Source organism: Pleomorphochaeta sp., assembly GCF_050031695.1.
Taxonomy (GTDB): domain Bacteria; phylum Spirochaetota; class Spirochaetia; order Sphaerochaetales; family Sphaerochaetaceae; genus Pleomorphochaeta.
The window spans coordinates 1-22,810 of the sequence record NZ_JBNAIC010000015.1; the positions used below are offsets into that span (position 1 = coordinate 1).

Annotated in this window: 17 protein-coding genes; 11 read left to right on the forward strand and 6 right to left on the reverse strand. The window is 29.9% G+C overall.

The window, feature by feature from the left end; all coding sequences use genetic code 11:
* The 3 genes from ACPKM0_RS02735 to ACPKM0_RS02745 form a co-directional block, all read right to left on the reverse strand.
* Positions 1-1,352 (reverse strand): lipopolysaccharide biosynthesis protein (locus tag ACPKM0_RS02735; RefSeq protein WP_472473269.1); only part of this gene is annotated, 1,352 nt, incomplete at its 3' end.
* Positions 1,353-1,473: 121 nt separating this feature from the next.
* The gene (locus ACPKM0_RS02740) at positions 1,474-2,751 is read right to left on the reverse strand and encodes an HAD family hydrolase (RefSeq protein WP_472473270.1); all 1,278 of its coding nucleotides are present in this window, start codon (positions 2,749-2,751) and stop codon (positions 1,474-1,476) included.
* Between the two features lie 103 nt (positions 2,752-2,854).
* A complete protein-coding gene (locus ACPKM0_RS02745; RefSeq protein ID WP_472473271.1) occupies positions 2,855-3,787 on the reverse strand; it encodes a 2-oxoacid:acceptor oxidoreductase in 933 nt (310 codons plus the stop codon).
* A 304-nt stretch (positions 3,788-4,091) separates the two neighbouring features.
* Here ACPKM0_RS02745 and ACPKM0_RS02750 point away from each other — a divergent pair, with 304 nt between their 5' ends.
* Complete coding sequence (locus ACPKM0_RS02750; protein ID WP_472473272.1) at positions 4,092-4,484, forward strand: metal-dependent transcriptional regulator; 393 nt, start codon at positions 4,092-4,094, stop codon at positions 4,482-4,484.
* 85 nt (positions 4,485-4,569) lie between these two features.
* Here the strand turns inward: ACPKM0_RS02750 and ACPKM0_RS02755 are convergent, their stop codons facing one another.
* Entirely contained in the window at positions 4,570-5,337 is a 768-nt protein-coding gene (locus ACPKM0_RS02755) for a response regulator transcription factor (RefSeq protein WP_472473273.1), read from the reverse strand.
* A 782-nt stretch (positions 5,338-6,119) separates the two neighbouring features.
* Here ACPKM0_RS02755 and ilvN point away from each other — a divergent pair.
* From ilvN to ilvB, 9 genes are all read left to right on the forward strand, one after another.
* The gene (ilvN, locus tag ACPKM0_RS02760) at positions 6,120-6,647 is read left to right on the forward strand and encodes an acetolactate synthase small subunit (protein ID WP_472473274.1); all 528 of its coding nucleotides are present in this window, start codon (positions 6,120-6,122) and stop codon (positions 6,645-6,647) included.
* Positions 6,648-6,703: 56 nt separating this feature from the next.
* Complete coding sequence (ilvC, locus tag ACPKM0_RS02765; protein WP_472473275.1) at positions 6,704-7,696, forward strand: ketol-acid reductoisomerase; 993 nt, start codon at positions 6,704-6,706, stop codon at positions 7,694-7,696.
* A 118-nt stretch (positions 7,697-7,814) separates the two neighbouring features.
* A complete protein-coding gene (locus tag ACPKM0_RS02770) occupies positions 7,815-9,401 on the forward strand; it encodes a 2-isopropylmalate synthase (RefSeq protein WP_472473276.1) in 1,587 nt (528 codons plus the stop codon).
* 12 nt (positions 9,402-9,413) lie between these two features.
* Positions 9,414-10,994 (forward strand): citramalate synthase, encoded by a 1,581-nt coding sequence (cimA, locus tag ACPKM0_RS02775; RefSeq protein WP_472473277.1) that lies wholly within the window; start codon positions 9,414-9,416, stop codon positions 10,992-10,994.
* A 12-nt stretch (positions 10,995-11,006) separates the two neighbouring features.
* Positions 11,007-12,275: a 3-isopropylmalate dehydratase large subunit gene (gene leuC, locus ACPKM0_RS02780; protein WP_472473278.1), complete on the forward strand. Its 1,269-nt coding sequence runs from the start codon at positions 11,007-11,009 to the stop codon at positions 12,273-12,275.
* Positions 12,276-12,280: 5 nt separating this feature from the next.
* Complete coding sequence (gene leuD / locus ACPKM0_RS02785) at positions 12,281-12,778, forward strand: 3-isopropylmalate dehydratase small subunit (protein WP_472473279.1); 498 nt, start codon at positions 12,281-12,283, stop codon at positions 12,776-12,778.
* A gap of 3 nt (positions 12,779-12,781) precedes the next feature.
* Positions 12,782-13,840, forward strand: coding sequence for a 3-isopropylmalate dehydrogenase (gene leuB, locus ACPKM0_RS02790; RefSeq protein ID WP_472473280.1), 1,059 nt, complete (start codon positions 12,782-12,784; stop codon positions 13,838-13,840).
* A gap of 58 nt (positions 13,841-13,898) precedes the next feature.
* Entirely contained in the window at positions 13,899-15,584 is a 1,686-nt protein-coding gene (gene ilvD / locus ACPKM0_RS02795; protein ID WP_472473281.1) for a dihydroxy-acid dehydratase, read from the forward strand.
* An 8-nt stretch (positions 15,585-15,592) separates the two neighbouring features.
* Entirely contained in the window at positions 15,593-17,278 is a 1,686-nt protein-coding gene (gene ilvB, locus ACPKM0_RS02800) for a biosynthetic-type acetolactate synthase large subunit (protein WP_472473282.1), read from the forward strand.
* A gap of 74 nt (positions 17,279-17,352) precedes the next feature.
* On the opposite strand, the gene ACPKM0_RS02805 is transcribed toward ilvB, so the two are convergent.
* On the reverse strand, positions 17,353-18,600 hold the full coding sequence (locus tag ACPKM0_RS02805; RefSeq protein WP_472473283.1) for an MFS transporter: 1,248 nt from the start codon (positions 18,598-18,600) through the stop codon (positions 17,353-17,355).
* Between the two features lie 116 nt (positions 18,601-18,716).
* On the opposite strand from ACPKM0_RS02805, the gene ACPKM0_RS02810 reads away from it, so the two are divergent.
* Positions 18,717-19,871, forward strand: a complete 1,155-nt coding sequence (locus ACPKM0_RS02810; RefSeq protein WP_472473284.1) for an Mbeg1-like protein — start codon at positions 18,717-18,719, stop codon at positions 19,869-19,871.
* A gap of 47 nt (positions 19,872-19,918) precedes the next feature.
* Here ACPKM0_RS02810 and adhE read toward each other — a convergent pair whose 3' ends face one another.
* Entirely contained in the window at positions 19,919-22,591 is a 2,673-nt protein-coding gene (gene adhE / locus ACPKM0_RS02815; protein WP_472473285.1) for a bifunctional acetaldehyde-CoA/alcohol dehydrogenase, read from the reverse strand.
* Positions 22,592-22,810 lie beyond the last annotated feature (219 nt).

Consider the following 22,810-nt stretch of genomic DNA (forward strand, 5'->3'; position numbering starts at 1 on the left):
ATATTACCTTTAGTGTTTGCTTTATAACTTAAATATCCTACAAATGAAGAAATTAAGAAAAGAGATAACATTTTAACTAAAGGTAGTTTTATTTTCATTTTACATCTAATCCAACACATTCTAACAATAGCTGTTGTTAAAAAGCCGCTTAAATTTGCAACTCCAGCACCAATAAGACCAAATCTTGCTATTAATGGATCTATTAATAGTAGATAAAATATAGCACCTATTCCAATTGAAAGCATTATTGGTTTACTATTTGCAGAATTTCCTATTGTGCTAGCTAGCATTAAACTGAGCATATCAATACTGAGAGAACCTGTAGTTAAAAACAAAATACTTAATAATTCTTTATATGCATCACCTAAATAATAAGGGACAATTAATGTAGCAGCTGGAACAAAAAGCATATAAACTAAACTTAATATTACAACTATATTAATTATAGAGTTTTTAAAGAATTTGTTTTTTTCTTCAATTATTTCTTTATTAGAATATGCAACTTCTTGCCAAGCAATAATTAATCCAAAAGATAAAGTAGGTATAGTTCTAGATACATTTAAGGCGAGTGCATAAATTCCATTTTCATAACTTCCCATGGCATGTAATAATTTAATATTAGTATAGTGTTGAAGAATCCAATTACCTAATGCTGCAAAAGCTAAAGGGAGTGCAAAACGCATTATATTTTTAAGTAAGCTAAATTTGATGAACTTAAATTTAAAATTCCTTAATAGTTTAATTTTTTTTTCTAAATAAATTATTTGTATTCCATAACCTATGCACATAGACCAAAGTATTGCTGGTGAATTAAATTTTAAGATTAATATTAAGATAAAAATAGATATAAGGTAAAATGTATGATAAAGGGAGAATCCGATGGTATAACTGATTTCTTTATCTTGACCTCTAGCAACATTTAAGTAGAATAAACTTGTAGAGTAGAATATACCATATATTAATCCAGATTTATAAAAAGGGATATGCATGAAATAATTTATTATTGCAACAGTTATAAATAATGTCAAAGTACAAATAAATTGGATTAAGAAAGAAGAATATATAGCATTCCTTTTATAATCTTGGTCTTCTTGATCAATTCCGTACATAAATCTAAGCATTGCATTAGGAATGTCAAGAAAACCGAATGTGGAAATTAAAAACATAATTGAAATAGTATATTCATAATTTCCAAAATCTTCTGGTGTAATATAATTTGTAATTATAGGAGCGGCTAATAGAGCTGCTAACACCGAAGCGATAGTTCCAAAAGAATATATTAAAGTTTTTTTTGATAAATCACGTTTTTTGGGAATTCTTTTTGGTAATATCTTTTTTTTTGCACTTTCCATAAATAATATTAACCCTCATTAAATAAATATTTAAATCAATGAAATTATTTTTATACTACTAATAGATAAGCAATTTATTTAAAGATTAGTTACATGTGTAAAGAATAATCGTATAATTTAGTTAAATTATTTCTTTAAAAATATTATTTAAAATTTTATTTTTATCTTCTCCAACATAATTTAATACATTAATACCAATGGCCGCGGCACTTGCCACATTTTCAGCCATATCATCAATAAAATAAGTATTTTCAGCTTTCATGTTCTCACATCTCAATATATATCTAAAGAAAGATGGATTAGGTTTGTAATGATGCATTTCATTACTTACATATATTTCATCAAAAAGATCAAATAATCCCATTTCCTTCATTTTTTTAGTATGAGGTGCATATGTATTAGATCCTAATACAACGCGCTTTCCTTTCTTTCTTAAGCTTTTAATTAGATTAACAATTACTTCATTAAATTCAGGTTTAAAGTAATCATAGAAGGGATCTCCCTCTATATTTAGATCCATTGTTTCATTTATATGATTAATATAAAAATCAGTAGTAATATTACCATCCATTAACGGTGCGTTATAATTAGCATAATCATTAATAAATTCATTTCTCTGAATTGAATCTAAATTATAATGATCAAAAATATCATTAAATATATGAATATTATTGATAACAACATTTCCAGCATCAAAAATAAATAATTCACAATTATCACTTTCATCATATAAATCTCTATATAATCCTCTATAACATAAAGAATCTTCTAAAGTTTTTACTTGACGATTTGCTATTTTATTAGAATAAGTAAAGGTTGTATTACTAAAATCAATATTAACTGCAATAGAATACATTCCACAATTATTAGCAGCTTCTATGCCACTAATGGCATCTTCATAAACTACACAGTCACTAGGTTTTACACAAAGGGCTGAAGCAGCATCTAAGAATATTGCTGGATTAGGTTTTCCTTTACCAATTGTTTTAACATCTACAACATAATCAAAATAATGATCAATGCCAGTTAATCTTATAACATATTTGGCATTAGAAGATGCACTAGCTAAAGCTAATTTAACATTCTTATCTTTTAAGCGTTTTAGAAGTTGTTTAGCTCCAGGTTTAAGAAGAGAGTCTTTATTTTTTTCTATAGTTTTTAAATATAATTCATTTTTTAAAGATGAAACATATTTAATGTTTTCTTCATTAGGTTCAATATTAACAGCCTTACAAAATGTAATAGCTCCTTCATATCTTAATACACCTTTTAATTTATCATTAATAGATTTATCTAATTTAATACCATAATAGTCTTTTGCTATATCATTATAACAAGATTGATGATATTTTTGAGTATCAACTAATACTCCATCCATATCAAAGAGAGCAGCTTTCAAAACAATTCCTCCAATTAGTTTTTATTTAGCATATAATAGTAATTTTTATAAAACAAGTTATAACATGAAACGTGTAAATTAATTACACTTTTTGTAAAAATTGTTAACTTTTTTCTTCTTGTTTTTTTGCTTTGTTCATCAGTTTATATTCTTTTTTATTTTTAGGTGGTTTTGAATACGATTTTTTACTAGGGGTAAGAAGTTGATCTGGCTTATTTATTAAATCTTGTAAAATATTTAAAGACTTAATGAAATAATAACCATCAGAAATTCTCTCATCTATTGTAAAACCTACTTCTAGTTTATTCTCACGTCTAACTAATCCTTCTTCTGAAATAATTCTTTTTCTTTTTAAAGAGCCAATTGTCATAAAGATACTAGTTGTACCCCATTGATATAGGTGATGTTGAACTTTCCCGTTTCTAAGTCCAATGCTTCCTAAGTTACTTAAATATGCACTACAGTGAAGTCCATCTTCTTCTGTTATAGATAATGGAGCAATACCTTTTATATCTAAGAATTTAATTATTGAAACAAAAAAGGATGTAATAAATGGTGGAAAAGAAGTAAAAAAGTCAATTAGTTTATCAGCTTTATTATTATTATCATCATCTGTAATAGATCTAGTTTCTTCAATTTTTTTATCTACATAGTTAGCAATTTCATCAAGAGTCATATTAGGATCAAATTTTAATATAACACTGTGCTCAGGGGAATCATCACTATAGTCTCTCTTAACTACAAAGTTTAATGAAATATCATTTCGTTGCCATAACTTTTTATTCATCAAAAATCTATTTAATTCAGGTCTTAATACAAAAAGTCTAATTAATGCCGCTATCATTATTTCAAAAACTCTATATTTTCTATTTAAGGTAGGGGACGGATTATTCTTAATAAATAATAAAGTTTCTGATAAATCTAGATCACAATTTAAGTAAACTAAAGAATCACATTTTCTAGGCATTAAATAAGGGAATATCTTTTTAAATGGCTGAATATCGTATACATAAGTTGCATCATTTCTTTTTGGCATATTACCACCTTATATCTGTTTTGTTATTATTTTATATCTAGTTGTTATAATTTGTATATCTTTTTTTAAAATTAATAGAAAAATATGTATTTTTATTATCAAATTAGAAGAAAAATAGATATATATTACAAAAAAGTTAGCATAATCTAATTTTTGTGAAAAAATATTACTATGTGCAATAAATAATTAAATACTTGTAATACAAGAAAATGGTTTCCGAATTATGTCATAATTGAATAAAATATTAAAAAAAAAAGTTCATTTAGTGAGTGACAAAATGGAAAATATTGTATATATTATAGTTATGAATAAATCAGGTGAAGACTATTTAGAAGCTGTTCTCAATATTGAGAATGAAAAAGGCGTTGTAAGAACAACAGATATTGCTACAAAACTTAATGTTTCTAAACCTAGCGTAAATAGAGCTATGAAAGTATTAAGTTCAGAAGGATATATTAACCATGAAACTTATGGTAAAATCTCTTTAACAGAGAAGGGTAAAGTATATGCTTCAATGGTTTATAAACGACACACTACTTTAGTAAGATTTTTACGCGATATTTTAAATGTTAGTGAAGAAGTTAGTAATAGAGATGCATGTTTAATTGAACATGATGTATCAAGCGAAACTATGGAAAAAATCGCAAGTTATTTAGATGGTCACATGGCATCAATAACAAAAAAAGAAGAAGTTTAATTTTAATTAAACTGTTTAGAGAGACCTAATTTTTTATTATCCTCCTCCTGAGAAAGCATTGCTTTTGATGGAGGGCTTTTTTATTTTATTTTTTATTATAATTAATATAAGAATCTCTATATTTATTAGGGGTAACTTTTAACAAATTTTTAAATATTTTAGAATAATAACTTGGATTATGTATACCAACAGCATTACATATTTGATTAATACTTAAAGAGGAATCATGCATTAAGTGAATACTTTCATTAATTCTAAATGAATTTAAGTATTTTACAAAATTTATTTTTGTATCATTTTTAAAAACTCTAGATAAATGTGCTTCACTAACTCCTAAAAACGCAGCAGTTTCCTGTAGTCCAATATTTTTCGAATAATTTTGTTCAATGAAGTTAATAGCAGAATTAGTTAATTGATTATCAGTTGATGTTTTTAGTTGAATTACGGTATTTTTTGTTGAACATTCAGATTCAATTAAATTCTGTTTATCCTTTGCAATTCTTTTTTTCATATCAAATAATAGATAGTTTATTTTTTGATAAATAATTGGTTTTTGGTGATACTGAAAAACACCTAGTCCGAAAGCTTTGTGTGTACTGTTCATTTCTTTTTCACTATTTCCAAATATAATAGTATGGTAGATTGGACAAGATTGTAACATGGAATAAATTCCTCTTACTGAAAATTCTGTTATTACAATATCGGGTTTTAATATTTCTATAACTTTTTGAGCAATAATACCTTCACTCAATGATGCTATTAACTCAATTCCTAATTGTTTCCAATCTATACTAGTCATTAAATCTAACCTAGTATGATTATCCTTAATGACAATAATTAATGAATAATTCAAAATACTTCCTTAAAATAATTATAAATTTATAATACAAATATATTATAAAAAATATATTATAATAGCTTTACACTATTATTCAATATGTAGACTAAAAAAAACAGATAACAAAATGTTTTATTTTTATATACAAAATTTAATATATTTATTAAATCATCATAACAACCTTAAACATAACTATACACAATAAGTGCGACTTTGTGAATAACTGTTTATAAAAAACGTTATAATATCTTTAAATAATATAAGGTTGTAACAAAAAATATTAGTTATATTAAATTACTAACAAATATATTAATAAAAAAACTTTTTTGTTTTATTTTAATATGTTATATTACAAATGTATTTTATTTTTAGGGAGCTTATTATCTATTTTTAATAGAAATTGTAGTGAAATAGCTCAGAATATCTTATATTTTATGTTTTTTATATATTTGTGTATAAAACAAGTATATATATGCAAAAAAATGTATAAAATTTTTTGATTTTCTATTGACCTATTTCTTTAAATAAAATAGATTATAGCTATTAAAACTTAAAGCATAAGGAATATTTTAAGATGAAAAATTATTTTTCTTTATTATTAGATGTCATCTTAGTCCACATTATTGATGTGCTCTTATTACCTGTCGCTTTATTAGTTCTTATTTTAACAAGCCTACTTATTATTATGTAGCCACGGCGCTTATACAGCTTAAGCATATGACCGTGGTAAAGACCTCCCAAAGTAAAAATATATAGGGAGTGATTTACTATACCCATTTTGGAAAGGAGTAAACATTATGGAAGGAATAAAAGAGATGAGATTTACATTATCATTATTGGTAAAAAACCATTCAGGTGTCTTGCAAAGAGTAGTGGGCCTTTTCTCAAGGAGAGGCTATAACATAGATAGTTTAAGTGTTGGAAGAACAAATGATAATGGCATTAGTAGAATTACTATAGTTATATTAGGTGATATTTCAATTGTTAAACAAATAAAAAATCAAGTTGAAAAACTAGTTGATGTTTATAGAGTTGCAATTATAACAGATGATAATGGAATTCAAAGTGAATTAATTCTTGTTAAAATTTCTACTGAAAATGGAAATAGATCTAATGTAATTGAACTTAGCGAATTATTTAAAGCTAAAGTTGTTGATGTTACACATTCAACTATAACTTTACAATTAACAGGTAGTAATAAAAAGATAAAATCTTTCTTAGATTTAGCTAATCCATACGGAGTAGTTGAATTAACTAGAACAGGTATTACAGCAATTGGTCGTGGAGAACTTGCTTTAAAAGATGCTCCATATGAAGTGCTATAAAACAAAAAACATAAAAATAAATTAATTATATCGGCGAAGCCAAAGGATGAAGAAAAATGAGTAAAATGTATTATGACAGTGATGCAGATTTTAAGTACCTAGAAGGTAAAACAGTAGCAATTATTGGTTATGGTAGCCAAGGACATGCACATGCACTTAACTTAAAAGAAAGTGGTGTTGATGTTGTTGTAGGTCTTTATAAAGGCTCTAAGAGTTGGAGCATAGCTGAAGAAGCTGGTTTGAAAGTAATGGAAGCTAGTGAAGCTGCTAAAGCTGCTCAAGTTATTATGATGCTTGTACCAGATGAAAAACAATCATCTCTTTATGATAGTGCAATTAAAGATGGACTTGAAAAAGGTGACTATTTAGCATTTGCTCATGGTTTTAATATTCATTTTGGTCAAATTACTCCTCCAAGTGATGTTAATGTAATTATGATTGCTCCAAAAGGACCTGGTCACACAGTTAGATCACAATTTGAAGAAGGAAAAGGTGTACCATCTTTAGTTTGTGTAAACCAAGACCCAAGCGGAGACAGTATGGAAGTTGCTAAAGCTTATGCTAAAGGTTTAGGAGCAGGTAGAGCTGGTATTTTTGAAACAACTTTCAAAGAAGAAACAGAAACTGATCTTTTCGGTGAACAAGCTGTTCTTTGTGGTGGTGTTTCAGCTCTTATCAAAGCAGGTTTCGATACACTTGTAGAAGCTGGTTATCAACCAGAAATGGCATATTTCGAATGTTGTCATGAAATGAAATTAATTGTTGACTTAATTAACCAAGGTGGACTTTCTTACATGAGATATTCAATCTCTGATACTGCTGAATATGGAGATTATATCACAGGAGATAAGATTATCACTGATGAATCAAAGCAAGCTATGAAAAATGTACTAAAAGATATCCAAGAAGGTGAATTTGCTCGTAACTGGTTATTAGAAAACCAAGTAAAAAGACCTTATTTCAATGCTAAGAGAAGAATTGAAAGTGAAAGTCTTTTAGAAAAAACAGGTAAAAAGCTTAGATCATTAATGAGCTGGTTAAAAAAATAGTATTTTATTTTTCCCTCTATTCATATTTTTGGATAGAGGGAATAAAAATACTTACTTTAAGTAAATTAGTTAAAAGATATAACTAATTTTCTCGAACTAATTATTTTTGGAGGCAAGAATGCAAGATCAAATTATTATTTTTGATACTACATTGAGAGACGGAGAACAAGCTCCTGGCTATAGTATGAATTTAGAAGAAAAATTAAAGATGGCTAATAGACTTGAAAAACTCGGCGTTAACGTAATTGAAGCTGGGTTTGCAATTGCAAGTCCTGGGGATTTTGAAGCAGTAAAAGAAATCGCGGATAATGCTGGTGATTTAATAATTGCATCTCTCTCTAGAGCCCTGGAAAAAGATATTGATGCTAGTTATAACGCAATTAAAAATGCAAGAAGACCTAGAATTCACACTTTTTTAGCGACAAGTGATTTGCATTTAGAATATAAATTGAAAATGAGTAGAGAAGAAGCATTAGAGAGATCAATTAAGATGGTTAAATATGCTAGAAATCTTTGTGAAGATGTTGAATTTTCCCTTGAAGATGCAACACGCACCGATTTAGATTATATGTGTCAAGTTGTTGAAGCTGTTATTGAAGCTGGAGCTACTACAATTAATCTTCCTGATACTGTTGGTTATTCTACTCCTATTGATATTGAAACCATGTTTAGCACAGTTGTAAATAAAGTTCCTAATGTTGATAAAGCTATTTTAAGTGCTCACTGTCATAATGACTTAGGACTAGGACTTGCAAATTCATTAGCAGCTGTAAGAGCAGGGGCAAGACAAGTAGAAGGAACAGTTTGTGGAATTGGAGAGAGAGCTGGCAATACTGCCCTTGAAGAATTTGCTATGACTCTTAAAACAAGAGGGGATATATATCCATATTCAATAGATTTAAATACAAAAGAAATCTATAAAACAGCAAGAACTTTATCTTCAATAACAAATATTAAGCCTTTCCCTTCAAAAGCTATTGTAGGTGCAAATGCTTTTGCACATGAATCAGGGATACATCAACATGGAATTATGGCTAATGCAAAAACTTATGAAATAATGACACCAGAAAGTGTTGGTATGGTAAAAACTGAATTTGTATTAGGTAAGCACTCAGGACAACATGCTTTTGTAAAGAGAATGGAAGATTTAGGTTATATCTTAGATAAAGATGAAGCTAAGAGACTATTTAAAGAATTTAAAGCTCTATGTGATAGAAAGAAAACAATTAGTAATAGAGACTTACTTGCATTAGTTGAATCTAGTGAAAAATGGGGTGAAAACGACTGGACTCTTGATAGATTTGTTGTTAACAGTGGAAATATGATGACTAGTACTGCATGTGTAACACTTCTTCACAAAGGTAAAAAATATGAAGAGGTTGCTGTTGGATCTGGTCCTGTTTATGCTGCAATTAGAGCTGTAGAAAAAATAGTTAAACATCCATTTGGTCTTTGTGATTATAGTTTACAAGCTGTAACAGAACATAGAGATGCACAAGGTGAAGTTGTTGTTAAAATTACAGATGGAAAAGAGTTCTATAGAGGTCGTGGTATATCAACAGACGTTATAGAAGCATCTATTCTTTCAACCCTAGCAGCAGTTAATCATATGTTAAATACAAGTGAATTAGCTCTTGGCTCCTCTATTCCAGCTCAACAGCTAGATTTAAATGATGATATGTTGGTAGGTCACAGCGATAAATAAAAGGTAGGAAATATGGGAAAAGTTGAAATATTCGATTCAACTCTTAGAGATGGATCTCAAGCTGAAGGCATAAGTTTTTCAGTAGCTGATAAACTAAAACTAGTTAATTTATTAGATGAACTACATATAGATTATATTGAAGCTGGAAATCCAGGTTCAAATCCTAAAGATATTTTACTTTTTAATGAATTGAAAAAGATTGAGTTAAAAAACTCAAAACTTGTAGCTTTTGGTTCTACTAGAAGATATGACACAAAAAGTGAAGATGATATCAATCTAAAAGCATTAATAGATTGTGGAGTTGATACTATTTGCATATTTGGTAAATCTTGGGATTTTCATGTTACAGATATTATTCATACAACTCTTGATGCTAATTTAGAGATGATAAGAGATACTATTAGTTTTTTATCAAAAAATAATAAAGAAGTATTTTTTGATGCAGAACATTTCTTTGATGGATATAAGTCTAATAAAGAATATGCACTTAAAACTTTAGATGCTGCAATAGAAGGTGGAGCAACAAAATTAATTTTATGTGAAACTAGAGGTGGAGCTCTTCCAAGTGAGATTAAAACTATTACAGAAGATGTAGTAAATAGATATGGTGATATTACTATTGGTATACATACTCACAATGATGGAGGAGTTGCAGTTGCCTCTTCTCTTTTAGCATATGAAGCTGGAGCTAGACAAATTCAAGGTACAATGCTCGGCTTTGGAGAGAGATGTGGTAATGCTAATTTGGTTGAGACAGTTTGTAATTTGAAATTCAAAATGGGTGTTGATTGTTTAGAAGATTCAGTTTTTGAAAACTTAACAACAATAGCACATGAAATTTCAGAAATTTCAAATGTGAGAATCCCAAAATTATCTCCTTTTGTTGGAAGAAGTGCTTTCGCTCATAAAGGCGGAATGCACATAGATGGGGTTAAAAAGAATCCAATCTCTTTTGAACATATGGAACCTACATTGATAGGAAATAGTAGAAGATTGTTAACAAGTGAAGTTGCAGGAAAGGCTTTATTACTTCAAAAGATTAAAAAACATTATCCAAATTTTGATAGTAAAGATAAAAGAGTATATGATCTTGTTAACAAGTTAAAAGAATTAGAAGCTTGTGGTTATCAATTTGAAGGAGCTGAAGCCTCCTTTGATTTACTAATAAAAAGATGTATAGAAAGCAAAAAATCATATTTTGAGCTTGCTCATTATCAAACTATTGGTAAAGAATATAATGAAGTTGAACCACATGCAGCTATGATAAAAGTTGAAGTTGCAGGAGAAAGTGCAATAACAGCTGCTGAAGGAGCAGGTCCTGTTAATGCTTTGGACAAAGCACTTAGAAAAGTATTAGATCCTTTTTATCCAATATTAAAGGATGTATATTTAAGTGATTATAAAGTTCGGGTATTAGATTCACTTGATCAAGCTACAGCTTCAGTTGTAAGGGTATTAATAGAATCTACTGATGGGAAAAAAACATGGTCCACAGTAGGTGTCGATCACGATATAATCGCAGCAAGCTGGCAAGCTTTAAGCGATAGTATAGCATGGTACTTAGAAGAATCTGGTGTTGAGCCAGCAAAATAGGAGATAAAAGTTATGGGAATGACAATGTCACAAAAGTTACTAGCAAAAAAAGCAGGATTAGATTCTGTTAGAGCTGGTCAATTAATTATGGCTGATTTGGACTTAGTATTAGGTAATGATATTACTGCTCCAGTAGCTATAAATGAATTTGATAAATTTGGTAAGAAAGATGTATTTGATAAAGATAAAATTGCATTAGTACCTGACCATTTTGCACCAAATAAAGACATTAAAGCAGCAGAACAATGTAATTGCATGAGACAATTTGCAAAGAAAAACGAAATTACTAATTATTTCGAAGTAGGGCAGATGGGTGTTGAACATGCACTTCTTCCAGAACAAGGTTTAGTAACTGCAGGGGACTTAGTTATTGGAGCTGATTCTCATACTTGTACTTATGGAGCTTTAGGAGCTTTCTCAACTGGTGTTGGTTCTACTGATATGGCTTGTGGTATGGCAACAGGACAAGCTTGGTTTAAAGTTCCTTCAGCAATTAAATTTAACTTAACTGGTAAATTTAATAAAAATGTTGGTGGTAAAGATTTAATCTTACATATTATTGGAATGATTGGTGTTGATGGGGCATTATATCAAAGTATGGAATTCAGTGGTGACGGTGTAAAAAACTTAACTATTGATGATAGATTTACAGTTGCAAATATGGCAATTGAAGCAGGTGGTAAAAATGGTATTTTCCCTGTTGATGAAATTACTCTTAAATATTTAATTGATCATAATGCACAAGTACCTACAATTTTTGAAGCTGATAGTGATGCTGAATATGTAAAAACATATGATATTGATTTATCAACAATAAAATGTACTGTAGCTTATCCTCATCTACCTGAAAATACAAAAACTTTTGATGAAATTGAAGAAGTAAGAATTGATCAAGTAGTAATTGGTTCATGTACAAATGGCCGTTTATCAGACTTACAAAAAGCTGCAAAGATACTAAAAGGTCATAAAATTAGTGATCATGTTAGATGTATAGTTCTCCCTGCAACTCAACAAATTTGGAAAGATGCAATGCACGATGGTTTATTTGATATCTTTATTGATAGTGGTTGTGCTGTATCAACCCCTACTTGTGGACCTTGTTTAGGTGGTCATATGGGTATATTAGCAGAAGGAGAGAGAGCTGTATCAACAACAAATAGAAACTTTGTTGGTAGAATGGGACATGTAAAATCTGAAGTATATTTAGCAGGACCAGAGGTTGCAGCAGCATCAGCAATCACAGGATTTATAACAGATCCTAACACAATTGAGGAGAAATAATAATTATGGAAAGTAAAGGTAAAGTTTTTAGATATGGTGATAATGTAGATACAGATGTAATAATCCCAGCAAGATACTTAAATACATCAGTTCATAGTGAACTTGCAAAGCACTGTATGGAAGATATAGATGCTGATTTCGCATCAAATGTACAAGATGGAGATATAATTGTAGGAGATAAGAACTTTGGTTGTGGATCTTCTAGAGAACATGCTCCTATTGCTATTAAAGCAAGTGGCATATCTTGTGTTATTGCAAAGTCATTTGCAAGGATTTTCTATAGAAATTCATTAAATATTGGTCTTCCTATTCTAGAATGTGCTGAGGCATGTGAAAATATTGAAAAAGGTGATGAAGTAGAAGTTAACTTTGATACTGGTAAAATTAAAAATATTACAAAAAACAAAGAATTCCAAGCAGAACCATTCCCTCCTTTTATGCAAGAATTGATTAAAGCAGGTGGACTTGCTGCATATATAAAAAATAGAGAGGAGAATAAATAAATTATGGATATGAAAATTGCTCTAGTTAAAGGTGATGGTATTGGACCTGATATTATAGATGAAGCTGTAAAAGTTTTAGATAAAGTAGCAGAAAAATTTAATCATAAAGTAGAATATAAAGATGCTATAGCAGGTGGTGCTGCAATTGATAAAGTTGGACATCCTTTACCTCAAGAAAGCTTAGATATTTGTAATTCTTGTGATTCAGTTCTTCTAGGTGCTGTTGGTGGCCCAAAATGGGATAATGTCGCATCTGAATTAAGACCTGAAAAAGCTCTTTTAGGGCTTAGAAGTGGAATGAATTTATTCTGTAATTTAAGACCTGCTGTAATGTATCCACAATTAAAAGATGCATGTCCATTAAAAGATGAAATTATCGGTGATGGATTAGATATCATGGTAGTTAGAGAATTAACAGGTGGTATTTATTTTGGAGAAAGAGGTAGTGATGAAAACAGTGCTTTTGATACTTTAAGTTATAGAAGAGATGAAATTGAAAGAATTGTTAAAAAAGCTTTTGAAATTTCAATGATTAGAAATAAAAAATTAACAAGTATTGATAAAGCTAATATATTAAATTCATCACAACTTTGGAGAAGCATCGTTGAAGATATGGCTAAAGATTACCCTGAGGTTGAAGTAAATCATCAATATGTTGATAATGCTGCAATGCAATTAGTTAGAAATCCAAAGCAATTTGATACTATTGTTACAACTAATATGTTTGGTGATATATTAAGTGATGAAGCTTCTCAAATTACAGGTAGTATTGGAATGCTTCCAAGTGCATCTCTTGGATACGGTACTTTAGGTATGTATGAACCAATTCATGGTAGTGCTCCTGATATTGCTGGTATGGATATTGCAAATCCAATTGCAACTATTTTATCAGTTGCAATGATGTTAAGATATTCATTTAAATTAGAAGATGAAGCAAAAGCAATAGAAGATGGTGTTTTTGACGTATTAGAAAAAGGTTATAGAACCGCAGATATTTACAGTGATGGTACAACTAAAGTTGGTACTAAAGAAATGGGTAATTTAATCTGTGATGCTATCTAATCTTTGTAAACAATGTTATTCTAAATAACAATAAAACTAACAAAGAGAAGGTAAAAAGATGAGTAAAGATATTAAAAGTAGATCAAGTCAAATGACTGAAGGCTTAGATAGAGCTCCACATAGATCATTAATGAAAGCAATGGGTTGGAGTGATAGTGAAATTCATTCTCCAATTATTGGTATTGTTAATGCTAAGAATGAAATAATTCCAGGTCATGTGCATTTAGATAGAGTAGTTGATGCAGTAAAAGCTGGGGTTAGAGAAGCAGGTGGTACTCCTGTAGTTTTTCCAACAATTGGCGTCTGTGATGGTATTGCAATGGGACATACAGGAATGAAATATTCCCTAGCATCTAGAGAATTAATTGCTGATTCTATTGAAGTTATGGCAATGGCACATCCTTTTGATGCAATAGTATTTGTTCCAAACTGTGATAAGATTGTACCAGGTATGATGATGGCAGCTTTACGTCTTAATGTTCCATCTATTATAGTATCAGGTGGTGCAATGTTAGCTGGTAGAGTCCCAGGGGTTAAAGAAGGTAAAGATTTAGCTTCTATGTTTGAAGCAATTGGTAGCTATAATAATAATACAATGGATGATGAAACTTTCTTAAATTATGAAAATAATGTTTGTCCAACTTGTGGTTCTTGCTCAGGAATGTTTACAGCTAATTCAATGAACTGTTTAACGGAAGTTTTAGGTTTAGCTCTTCCTGGAAATGGAACAATCCCTGCAGTTTATGCTGATAGAGATAGAATAGCTAAAGCTAGTGGTAGAAAAATAATGGAACTATTAGCTAAAGATATAAGACCTCAAGATATTGTTAATGAAGATTCATTTAGAAATGCTTTAACAGTTGATATGGCTTTAGGTTGTAGTACAAATACCATGTTACACTTACCTGCAATTGCTCATAATGCAAATATTGATTTTGATATCTTTAGTGCTAATGATATATCTCAAAATGTACCAAATTTATGTCATTTAGCTCCAGCTGGTCCTCATCATATTGAAGATTTATATTTTGCTGGTGGAATAATGGCTGTAATGAAAGAACTTGATAAAAAAGGTTTAATTAAAAAAGATTTAATGACAGTAAGTGGTAAAACTATAGGTGAATCTTTCAAAAATGCTGTAAATTTCGATAATTCAGTAATTAGAGAAATTGATAATCCTTATTCACCAACTGGTGGTATTGCCGTACTAAGTGGTAATTTAGCACCTATGGGATCTGTTGTTAAGAGAAGTGCAGTTGATGAAAAAATGCTAGTACATAAAGGACCTGCAAGAGTTTTTGAAAGTGAAGAAGAATGTATTAATGCAATCTATAATTCAAAAATTAAATCAGGTGATGTTATTGTAATAAGATATGAAGGACCAAAAGGTGGCCCTGGAATGAGAGAAATGTTATCTCCTACTAGTGCTATTGCCGGTATGGGTCTTGATAAAGAAGTTGCTTTATTAACTGATGGTAGATTCAGTGGTGCTACCCGTGGTGCTTCAATTGGACATGTTTGTCCTGAAGCAGCTCAAGGTGGAATTATTGGATTAGTAGAAGATGGTGATATTATTTCAATTGATATTCCAAATTATAAACTTGAATTATTAGTTGATGATGAAACCCTTAGTAAAAGACGTGATAGTTGGGTTATGAAAGAACCTACTATCAAGAGCGGTTACTTAGCCCGATATGCAAGCTTAGTAAGTGATGCATCGAAAGGCGCAGTATACAAAGAATAGGAGAAATTATGGAATTAACAGGTGCAAAAATTATAGTTGAATGTTTATTAGAGCAGAGTGTTGATACTGTCTTTGGTTATCCTGGTGGCGCAGTTCTTCCCCTTTATGATGCTTTGTATGATAAGAGTGACGAAATTACTCATGTATTAACAGCGCATGAACAAGGTGCATCTCATGCTGCAGATGGATATGCTAGATCAACTGGAAAAGTTGGTGTTTGTATTGCAACTAGTGGTCCTGGAGCTACAAATTTAGTAACAGGTATTGCAACAGCTCAAATGGATAGTGTGCCTTTAGTTGCAATTACAGGTAATGTTCCTGTATCACTTTTAGGTAAAGATAGCTTCCAAGAAGTTGATATCTCTGGGGTTACTATGCCAATTACTAAGCATAATTATATTGTAAAAGATGTAAGAGAATTAGCATATATTATTAGAGAAGCTTTTGAAATTGCACAAAGTGGAAGACCTGGTCCTGTTTTAATAGATATCCCAAAAGATGTTCAAACTAATATTTGTGAATATCAAAAATATGTTCCAAAAAATTGTGAATATGTTTGTGAAAGACTTTCTCAAGAAAGTATGGATGAAGCAATTTCATTATTAGAAAAAAGTGAAAATCCAATGTGTTATGTTGGTGGTGGTGTAATCATTGCTGATGCAAGTGAGAAAGTTAGACAATTTATTGATAAAATTGATGCTCCATCTTGTGTATCATTAATGGGTTGTGGTGCAATTCGCTCTGATAGCCATAGATATACAGGCCTTGTTGGTATGCATGGATCAAAAGTTTCTAATGTTAGTGTAAACAACTGTGACTTACTTATAGTAATTGGAGCAAGATTCTCTGATAGAGTAGTAAGTAAAGCTAGCAGTTTTGCAAGAAATGCTAAAATTATTCAAATTGATGTAGATCCTGCTGAAATTGATAAGAATATAGCAACTACTTGTCACTTATTAGGTGATATAAATGTAGTACTTGATCAATTAATGGCAAAAATTAAAAAACCATTAGTTCATAAAGATTGGATGGATACCGTAGCTCAATATAAGAAGCGATTCCCATTGTTAACTAATCAAGAAAGTAAAAGAGCTAGTGAAGTTATTCATTTAATGAGTGATATTTTGGGTGAAGATGATATTGTAACAACAGAAGTTGGACAACATCAAATTTGGGCAGCTCAATTTGTAAATCATAAAAAACCAAGAAGATTTTTAACTTCAGGTGGTTTAGGAACTATGGGTTATGGAACAGGAGCATCCATAGGTGCTCAAATGGGAAATAAAAATTCAAGAGTTGTTAATATTGCTGGTGATGGTTGTTTTAGAATGAATAGTAATGAATTAACTACTATAAAAAGATACAATTTACCAATTATTATTTTAGTTATGAATAATCATACTTTAGGTATGGTTAGACAATGGCAAACTCTTTTTTATAAGGGGCATTATAGCCAAACTACACTTGATACACCTATTGATTGGCTATTATTAGCACAGGCTTATGGAATTGAGGGTAGACGCATCTTGCCACAAGACGATGCAAAAGCTATACTAGAAGAAGCATTCAGTCTAAATAAACCTGTTGTGATTGATTTAGAGATTCCAATTGACGATAAGGTATTCCCTATTGTCCCTCCTGGAAATTCTATTAAAGATATGCAAGGTGTTGTTGAAGTAACTGATGTAATTTAGTATTTATATTTCTAATAAATACTTCTTCTGTCTTTCCTCTTTGGTTTGGGGAAAGACATTTTTGTTTAAATAAATTAATTTGAAGAAGTGTTTTCATCTAAAGAAGGAACAATTACTTCATTATCTCTAATATATAAATATCTAACATATATCATTAATGCTACACAAATAAGAATAATTACTGAGATAAAATATAAAGATTCTTTATAGCTAAAATAATCTAAAAGGATACCACCAACTAAAGGTCCTAGTGCAAAACCTGCACCTTGTAAAATAGAGATAACAGTTGAAAATCTAGCTCTATGTCCTAATGGTGTATGATTTGCAATAAAATAATCATTATTAGTAGCATTTACAGATTCACCTAAACTAAATACTATAACTCCAAGAGCAAATAAAAAGACATAAGTACCTATAGCTAAAATATTAAATCCAAGTAGATAAATTAAAAATGAAATGATAATTACTGTTAAAGTGTTTTTCTTTTTAGTAAGTTTAACAATAAAAGGCGTTGCAATAACTACAGTTATAGCATTAGAACTCATTAAAAAGCCATAAATAGTTGGGCCTTTTTCTCCAAAAGTTGAAGAGGAAAAAAGAGGTAAGATGAATAAAACTGCACTAACACATAAAAAGAAAAAGCCATTAATGCCAATATATGATATAAGTTTTGGTCTTGAAAATAATGCTTTAAATACACTCCCTTCAACGGCTTTATCAGTTTGATTATTTTTAATACTATCTTCAATCATTTTATCATCAGGCATTTTATCTTCAATAGTTAAAGCAACTATTAATGTTGCAAATAAACTAATAATACCAGAACCTAAAAACATTAATCTAGGATAAGAATTAAATAATAACCCTGCAATAGCTGGACCAAAGCCAAACCCAATATTATATGCTAAATAAAATAGAGAAAATGATTCTTGTCTATTATCAAAATTAGTATGATCTGTGTGTAGAGCTTGTCTTGCAGGATCAGTTGCACCATCAAAAAATAATCCAACAAGTAATATATATGGAATTAATTCTTTAGATTCGTAAATTAGCCCACAAATCAAAAATGATAAAGAAAAAAAGGTTTGAGTAATTAGCATTATTTTTTTTCTTGAATATTTATCAGCTAGCTTGCTAGTAATTAAAGATCCTGGAACGTACATTGTCATACAAACCATCATATATCTTCCAGCCTCAGAAGCTGTATATCCTAATTTCAAAGTTAAAAATAATGTTAAAAAAAGGAAAACAAAGTTTCCAAATCCATTAATAAAATTTACAATTGCTAAAGAGTATATACTCTTTGGTAAGTTTCTATACATATTTGTAACTTATAGTGTTTTATTCTTTATAGCAAGAACTTTATTTATATAGTTTTTGATTACATTAAAAAATTAGATTATAATTATTTATACAATGATAAAAATAGGAGAACAAATTGGATACTATATATGATTATTTATATTGGAGAGGTGATTTAAGTTTTAAACAAGCTAAAATTAATGAAATAGATTTAGGCCTTTTTGCAACTCTGTCTTATTTAGATTTTTTACCAGAATTAGAATTAAAAAAAGACTTTGAGAGTTATTTATTAGGAGATTTGTTAAATCTAATGATTGAAAAAGGGTTGTTAACACCTGATAATAATTGTCCCTTTTTTAAAAAACAATGTTTTGAAATATTACCAATAATTGCAAGTAAAAAAAGATTCAGTGATATAAAAGTCTTTGCTTTTTCTTGTAATTTTGAAAAAGATAATGATTTACAATTTGCTGCTATATCTTTTGAGTTACCAACAGGTGAAGTAGTTGTCTCTTTTAGAGGAACTGACTCAACTCTATTAGGTTGGAAAGAAGATTTTATGATGAGTTTTAAAAAAAGTGTAGCAGCTCAAGAATATAGTTTAGAATATTTATTAAATATATTAGAAATTTGTAATAATGATTTAATTATTGTAGGGCATTCTAAAGGTGGTAACTTAGCTCTTTATTCTGCACTAAAAGCTCCACAAATATATCATGATAGAATTTTAAGTGTTTATAGTTTTGATGGTCCAGGTTTTAATGAAAAAACATTAAGTGATATAGAGCATTCAGATATAAAAACAAAGATGAAAACTTTAGTACCTCAAGGATCTGTTATTGGTATTTTAATGCAACATGAAGAGCCTATTGAAATTGTTTATTCTAATAAGGGTAATGGGGCAACACAGCATATGATATTCTCTTGGGAAGTAGAAATTGATAGATTTAAAAAAATGGATCAAAGAAATGCCACATCATTAATGTTTGATAAAAGTGTAAGAAACTGGTTAGAAAAATTAGATGAAGAAGATATAGAAAAATTTATTGAATCAATTTTTGATACAACAGATTCTATTGGAATAGAACACGTTACTGATTTGAAGATAAGACCACTTAAGACTATATATACTTTATTAAATACTTATGCAATAAATAATGTTGAGAATAGAAAATTGATGGAAAAAATAATTGGATCATTAATGTCTTCGATGAAAGAAGTTACTAGTGAAGAGTATAAAAATAAAAAAGATTCACTATTAGCTCAAATAAAAAGACCACGAAAAAAATAAAAAAAATGGAGTGGTTTAAACCACTCCAAGTGTCGAAATAAGAGGTACTAATTGTTTTCATTCCATTTTCTACCGTAGAAACAATCAAGATATAGTTGCTTGATTTGACTAATTAATGGGTAGCGTGGATTAGCACTAGTACATTGGTCATCAAAAGCGTTTATAGCAAGTTCATCGACAGCACTTAAGAATTCTTCTTCTTCGATTCCCCAATCCTTAATAGATGCAGGTACACCTAATTCAGTTTTTAGAGATTCAATTGCTTCGATTAATGCTTCAACTTTTTCTTCTTGAGTTGCATTTGGTTTAATATGTAGGTATTCAGTGTTAGCTTGTTGGTTAGCCTCCATATTAATATAATCTGCAAGTCTTGCATAACGGCTTATTGCTGTAGGGTGTGTATATTGAGGGAAAGCCGCTTGCTTAGTTGGGTTATCAGTTGCATTGAAACGGATAACGTTAGTTAAAAGTAGAGCATTAGCCATACCGTGTGGGATATGGAACTTTGCACCAAGTTTGTGAGCCATTGAGTGACAAATACCTAAGAATGCATTTGCAAAAGCCATACCAGCAATAGCAGAAGCATTGTGTACTTTTTCTCTTGCGTGGATATTATCACCATGATGATAAGCTGTAGGTAAGTACTTAAAGATTATTCTAGAAGCTTCTAAAGATAAGCTATTTGTATAATCAGTACTCATACAAGATACTAAAGATTCAATTGCGTGAGTTAATACATCAATACCACATGAAGCTGTTAAACCTTTTGGCATGCCTACTGCTAATCTACTATCAACAATAGCCATTGTAGGAGTTAATGCATAGTCTGCAATTGCATATTTAGAACCTGTGTTTTCATCTGTGATAATAGCAAAAGGAGTTACTTCAGCACCTGTACCACTAGTTGTTGAAACACAAACTAGGTCTGCTTTTTTACCCATATTAGGGAACGCATATATTCTCTTTTCGATGTCCATAAATCTTAGAGCTAAGCCTTCAAATTGTACATCTGGATTTTCATATAATAACCACATGATTTTAGCAGCATCCATTGGTGAACCACCACCTAGAGCAATAATTACATCTGGTTGGAAATGTTTAATTTTTTCCATTGCTATTGTAATAGTACCTAGAGTTGGATCTGGTTTTACTTGATGGAAGATTTCACAATCTACGCCCATTTGGTTTAATTCATCAGTAATAGTATCAGTCATACCACTGTTGTAAAGATAACTATCTGTTACAATAAAAGCTCTCTTCTTATCTTTTAATTCTTGTAAAGCTACTGGTAAACAACCATATTTGAAGTAAATTTTAGATGGAACTTTGAACCATAACATGTTTTCTCTCCTTGCTGCTACTGTTTTAACATTAAGTAAATGTTTAGGACCTACATTTTCACTTACACTGTTATTACCCCATGATCCACAACCAAGTGTTAATGAAGGTTCTAGTTTAAAGTTGTAGATATCACCAATAGCACCTTGAGATGTTGGCATATTAACTAATACACGACTAGTTTTTAATACTTGACCAAAATGATCAATTTTAGCTTGGTCTTTTTCACTTACATATAATACACTTGTATGACCAAATCCACCTAAAGCAACTAATTCTTCAGCCATGTCAGCACCTTCTTCAAAAGTGTTACATTTGAACATACCAAGAATTGGAGATAACTTTTCGTGTGCGAAAGGTTCTTTAATATCTATTTTTGAGCATTCACCAACTAATACTTTAGTTTTAGGATCTACACTGAAACCAGCGATTTCAGCAATTTTAGCAGCAGGTTGACCAACAATTAGAGGGTTAACTGTACCACGTTTAGGGTCTAAAATTACTTTTCTAATTTTATCTGTTTCTTCTTTCTTTAAGAAATAAGCACCACGGCTTAACATTTCATCTTTAAAAGCTTTATAAACATCTTTATGACAAACAATAGCTTGTTCTGATGCACAAACAACACCGTTATCAAATGTTTTACTCATTAAGATTGAGCTTACAGCCATTTTGATATCTGCAGTATTGTCAATTAATGCAGGAGTGTTACCAGCTCCAACACCAATAGCAGGTTTACCTGAAGAATAAGCAGCTTTTACCATTCCAGGGCCACCAGTTGCAAGGATAATATTGATTAAATCATTTTTCATTAAATAATCTGTTTTTTCAATGCTAGGTTCTTCAATATAAGCAATAATTCCTTCAGGAGCTCCTGCAGCAACAGCAGCATCTAAAATAATTTTTGCAGCATGGTTAGTACAATTTTTTGCTCTTGGGTGTGGACTAAAGATAATAGCATTACGAGTTTTTAATGATATTAAACTTTTGAAAATAGCAGTACTTGTTGGGTTAGTTGTTGGAATGATACCACAAACAACGCCGATTGGTTCAGCAACTTTTTGAACACCAAAACCACCATCTCTTTCAATAATACCACATGTGATATCATCTTTGTATTTATTAAAAATGTATTCAGAAGCAAAGTGATTTTTAATTACTTTATCTTCTACGATACCCATCTTTGTTTCTTCAACAGCTTCTGAAGCTAGAGATATACGAGCATTATTAGCAGCAATAGCAGCAGCTCTAAATATTTTATCAACTTGTTCTTGTGAATAAGTTGCAAATTTCTCTTGAGCTTTTGCAGTTTTCTCAATTAAGCTTTGTAGCTCAAGTTGACCATCGAAAAGTTCTTTAATTTCTTTTTCTTTTGTTGCCATTTTGTTTCTCCAATGTATTATTTGTCTTTATCTTTAAGACAATTGCAATATATAAATATTTATCGATTGGGTCAATGGGAAATTTAAAAAAGTGAAAAATATATTGAATTTTGTTAAAAATTTATAAAAATGCTTAATTTAATATGATTATAATGTATATAAAAATACAATAATGGCCTATATTTAAAGAATAATATTCTAATTAGCATATTAACTGAG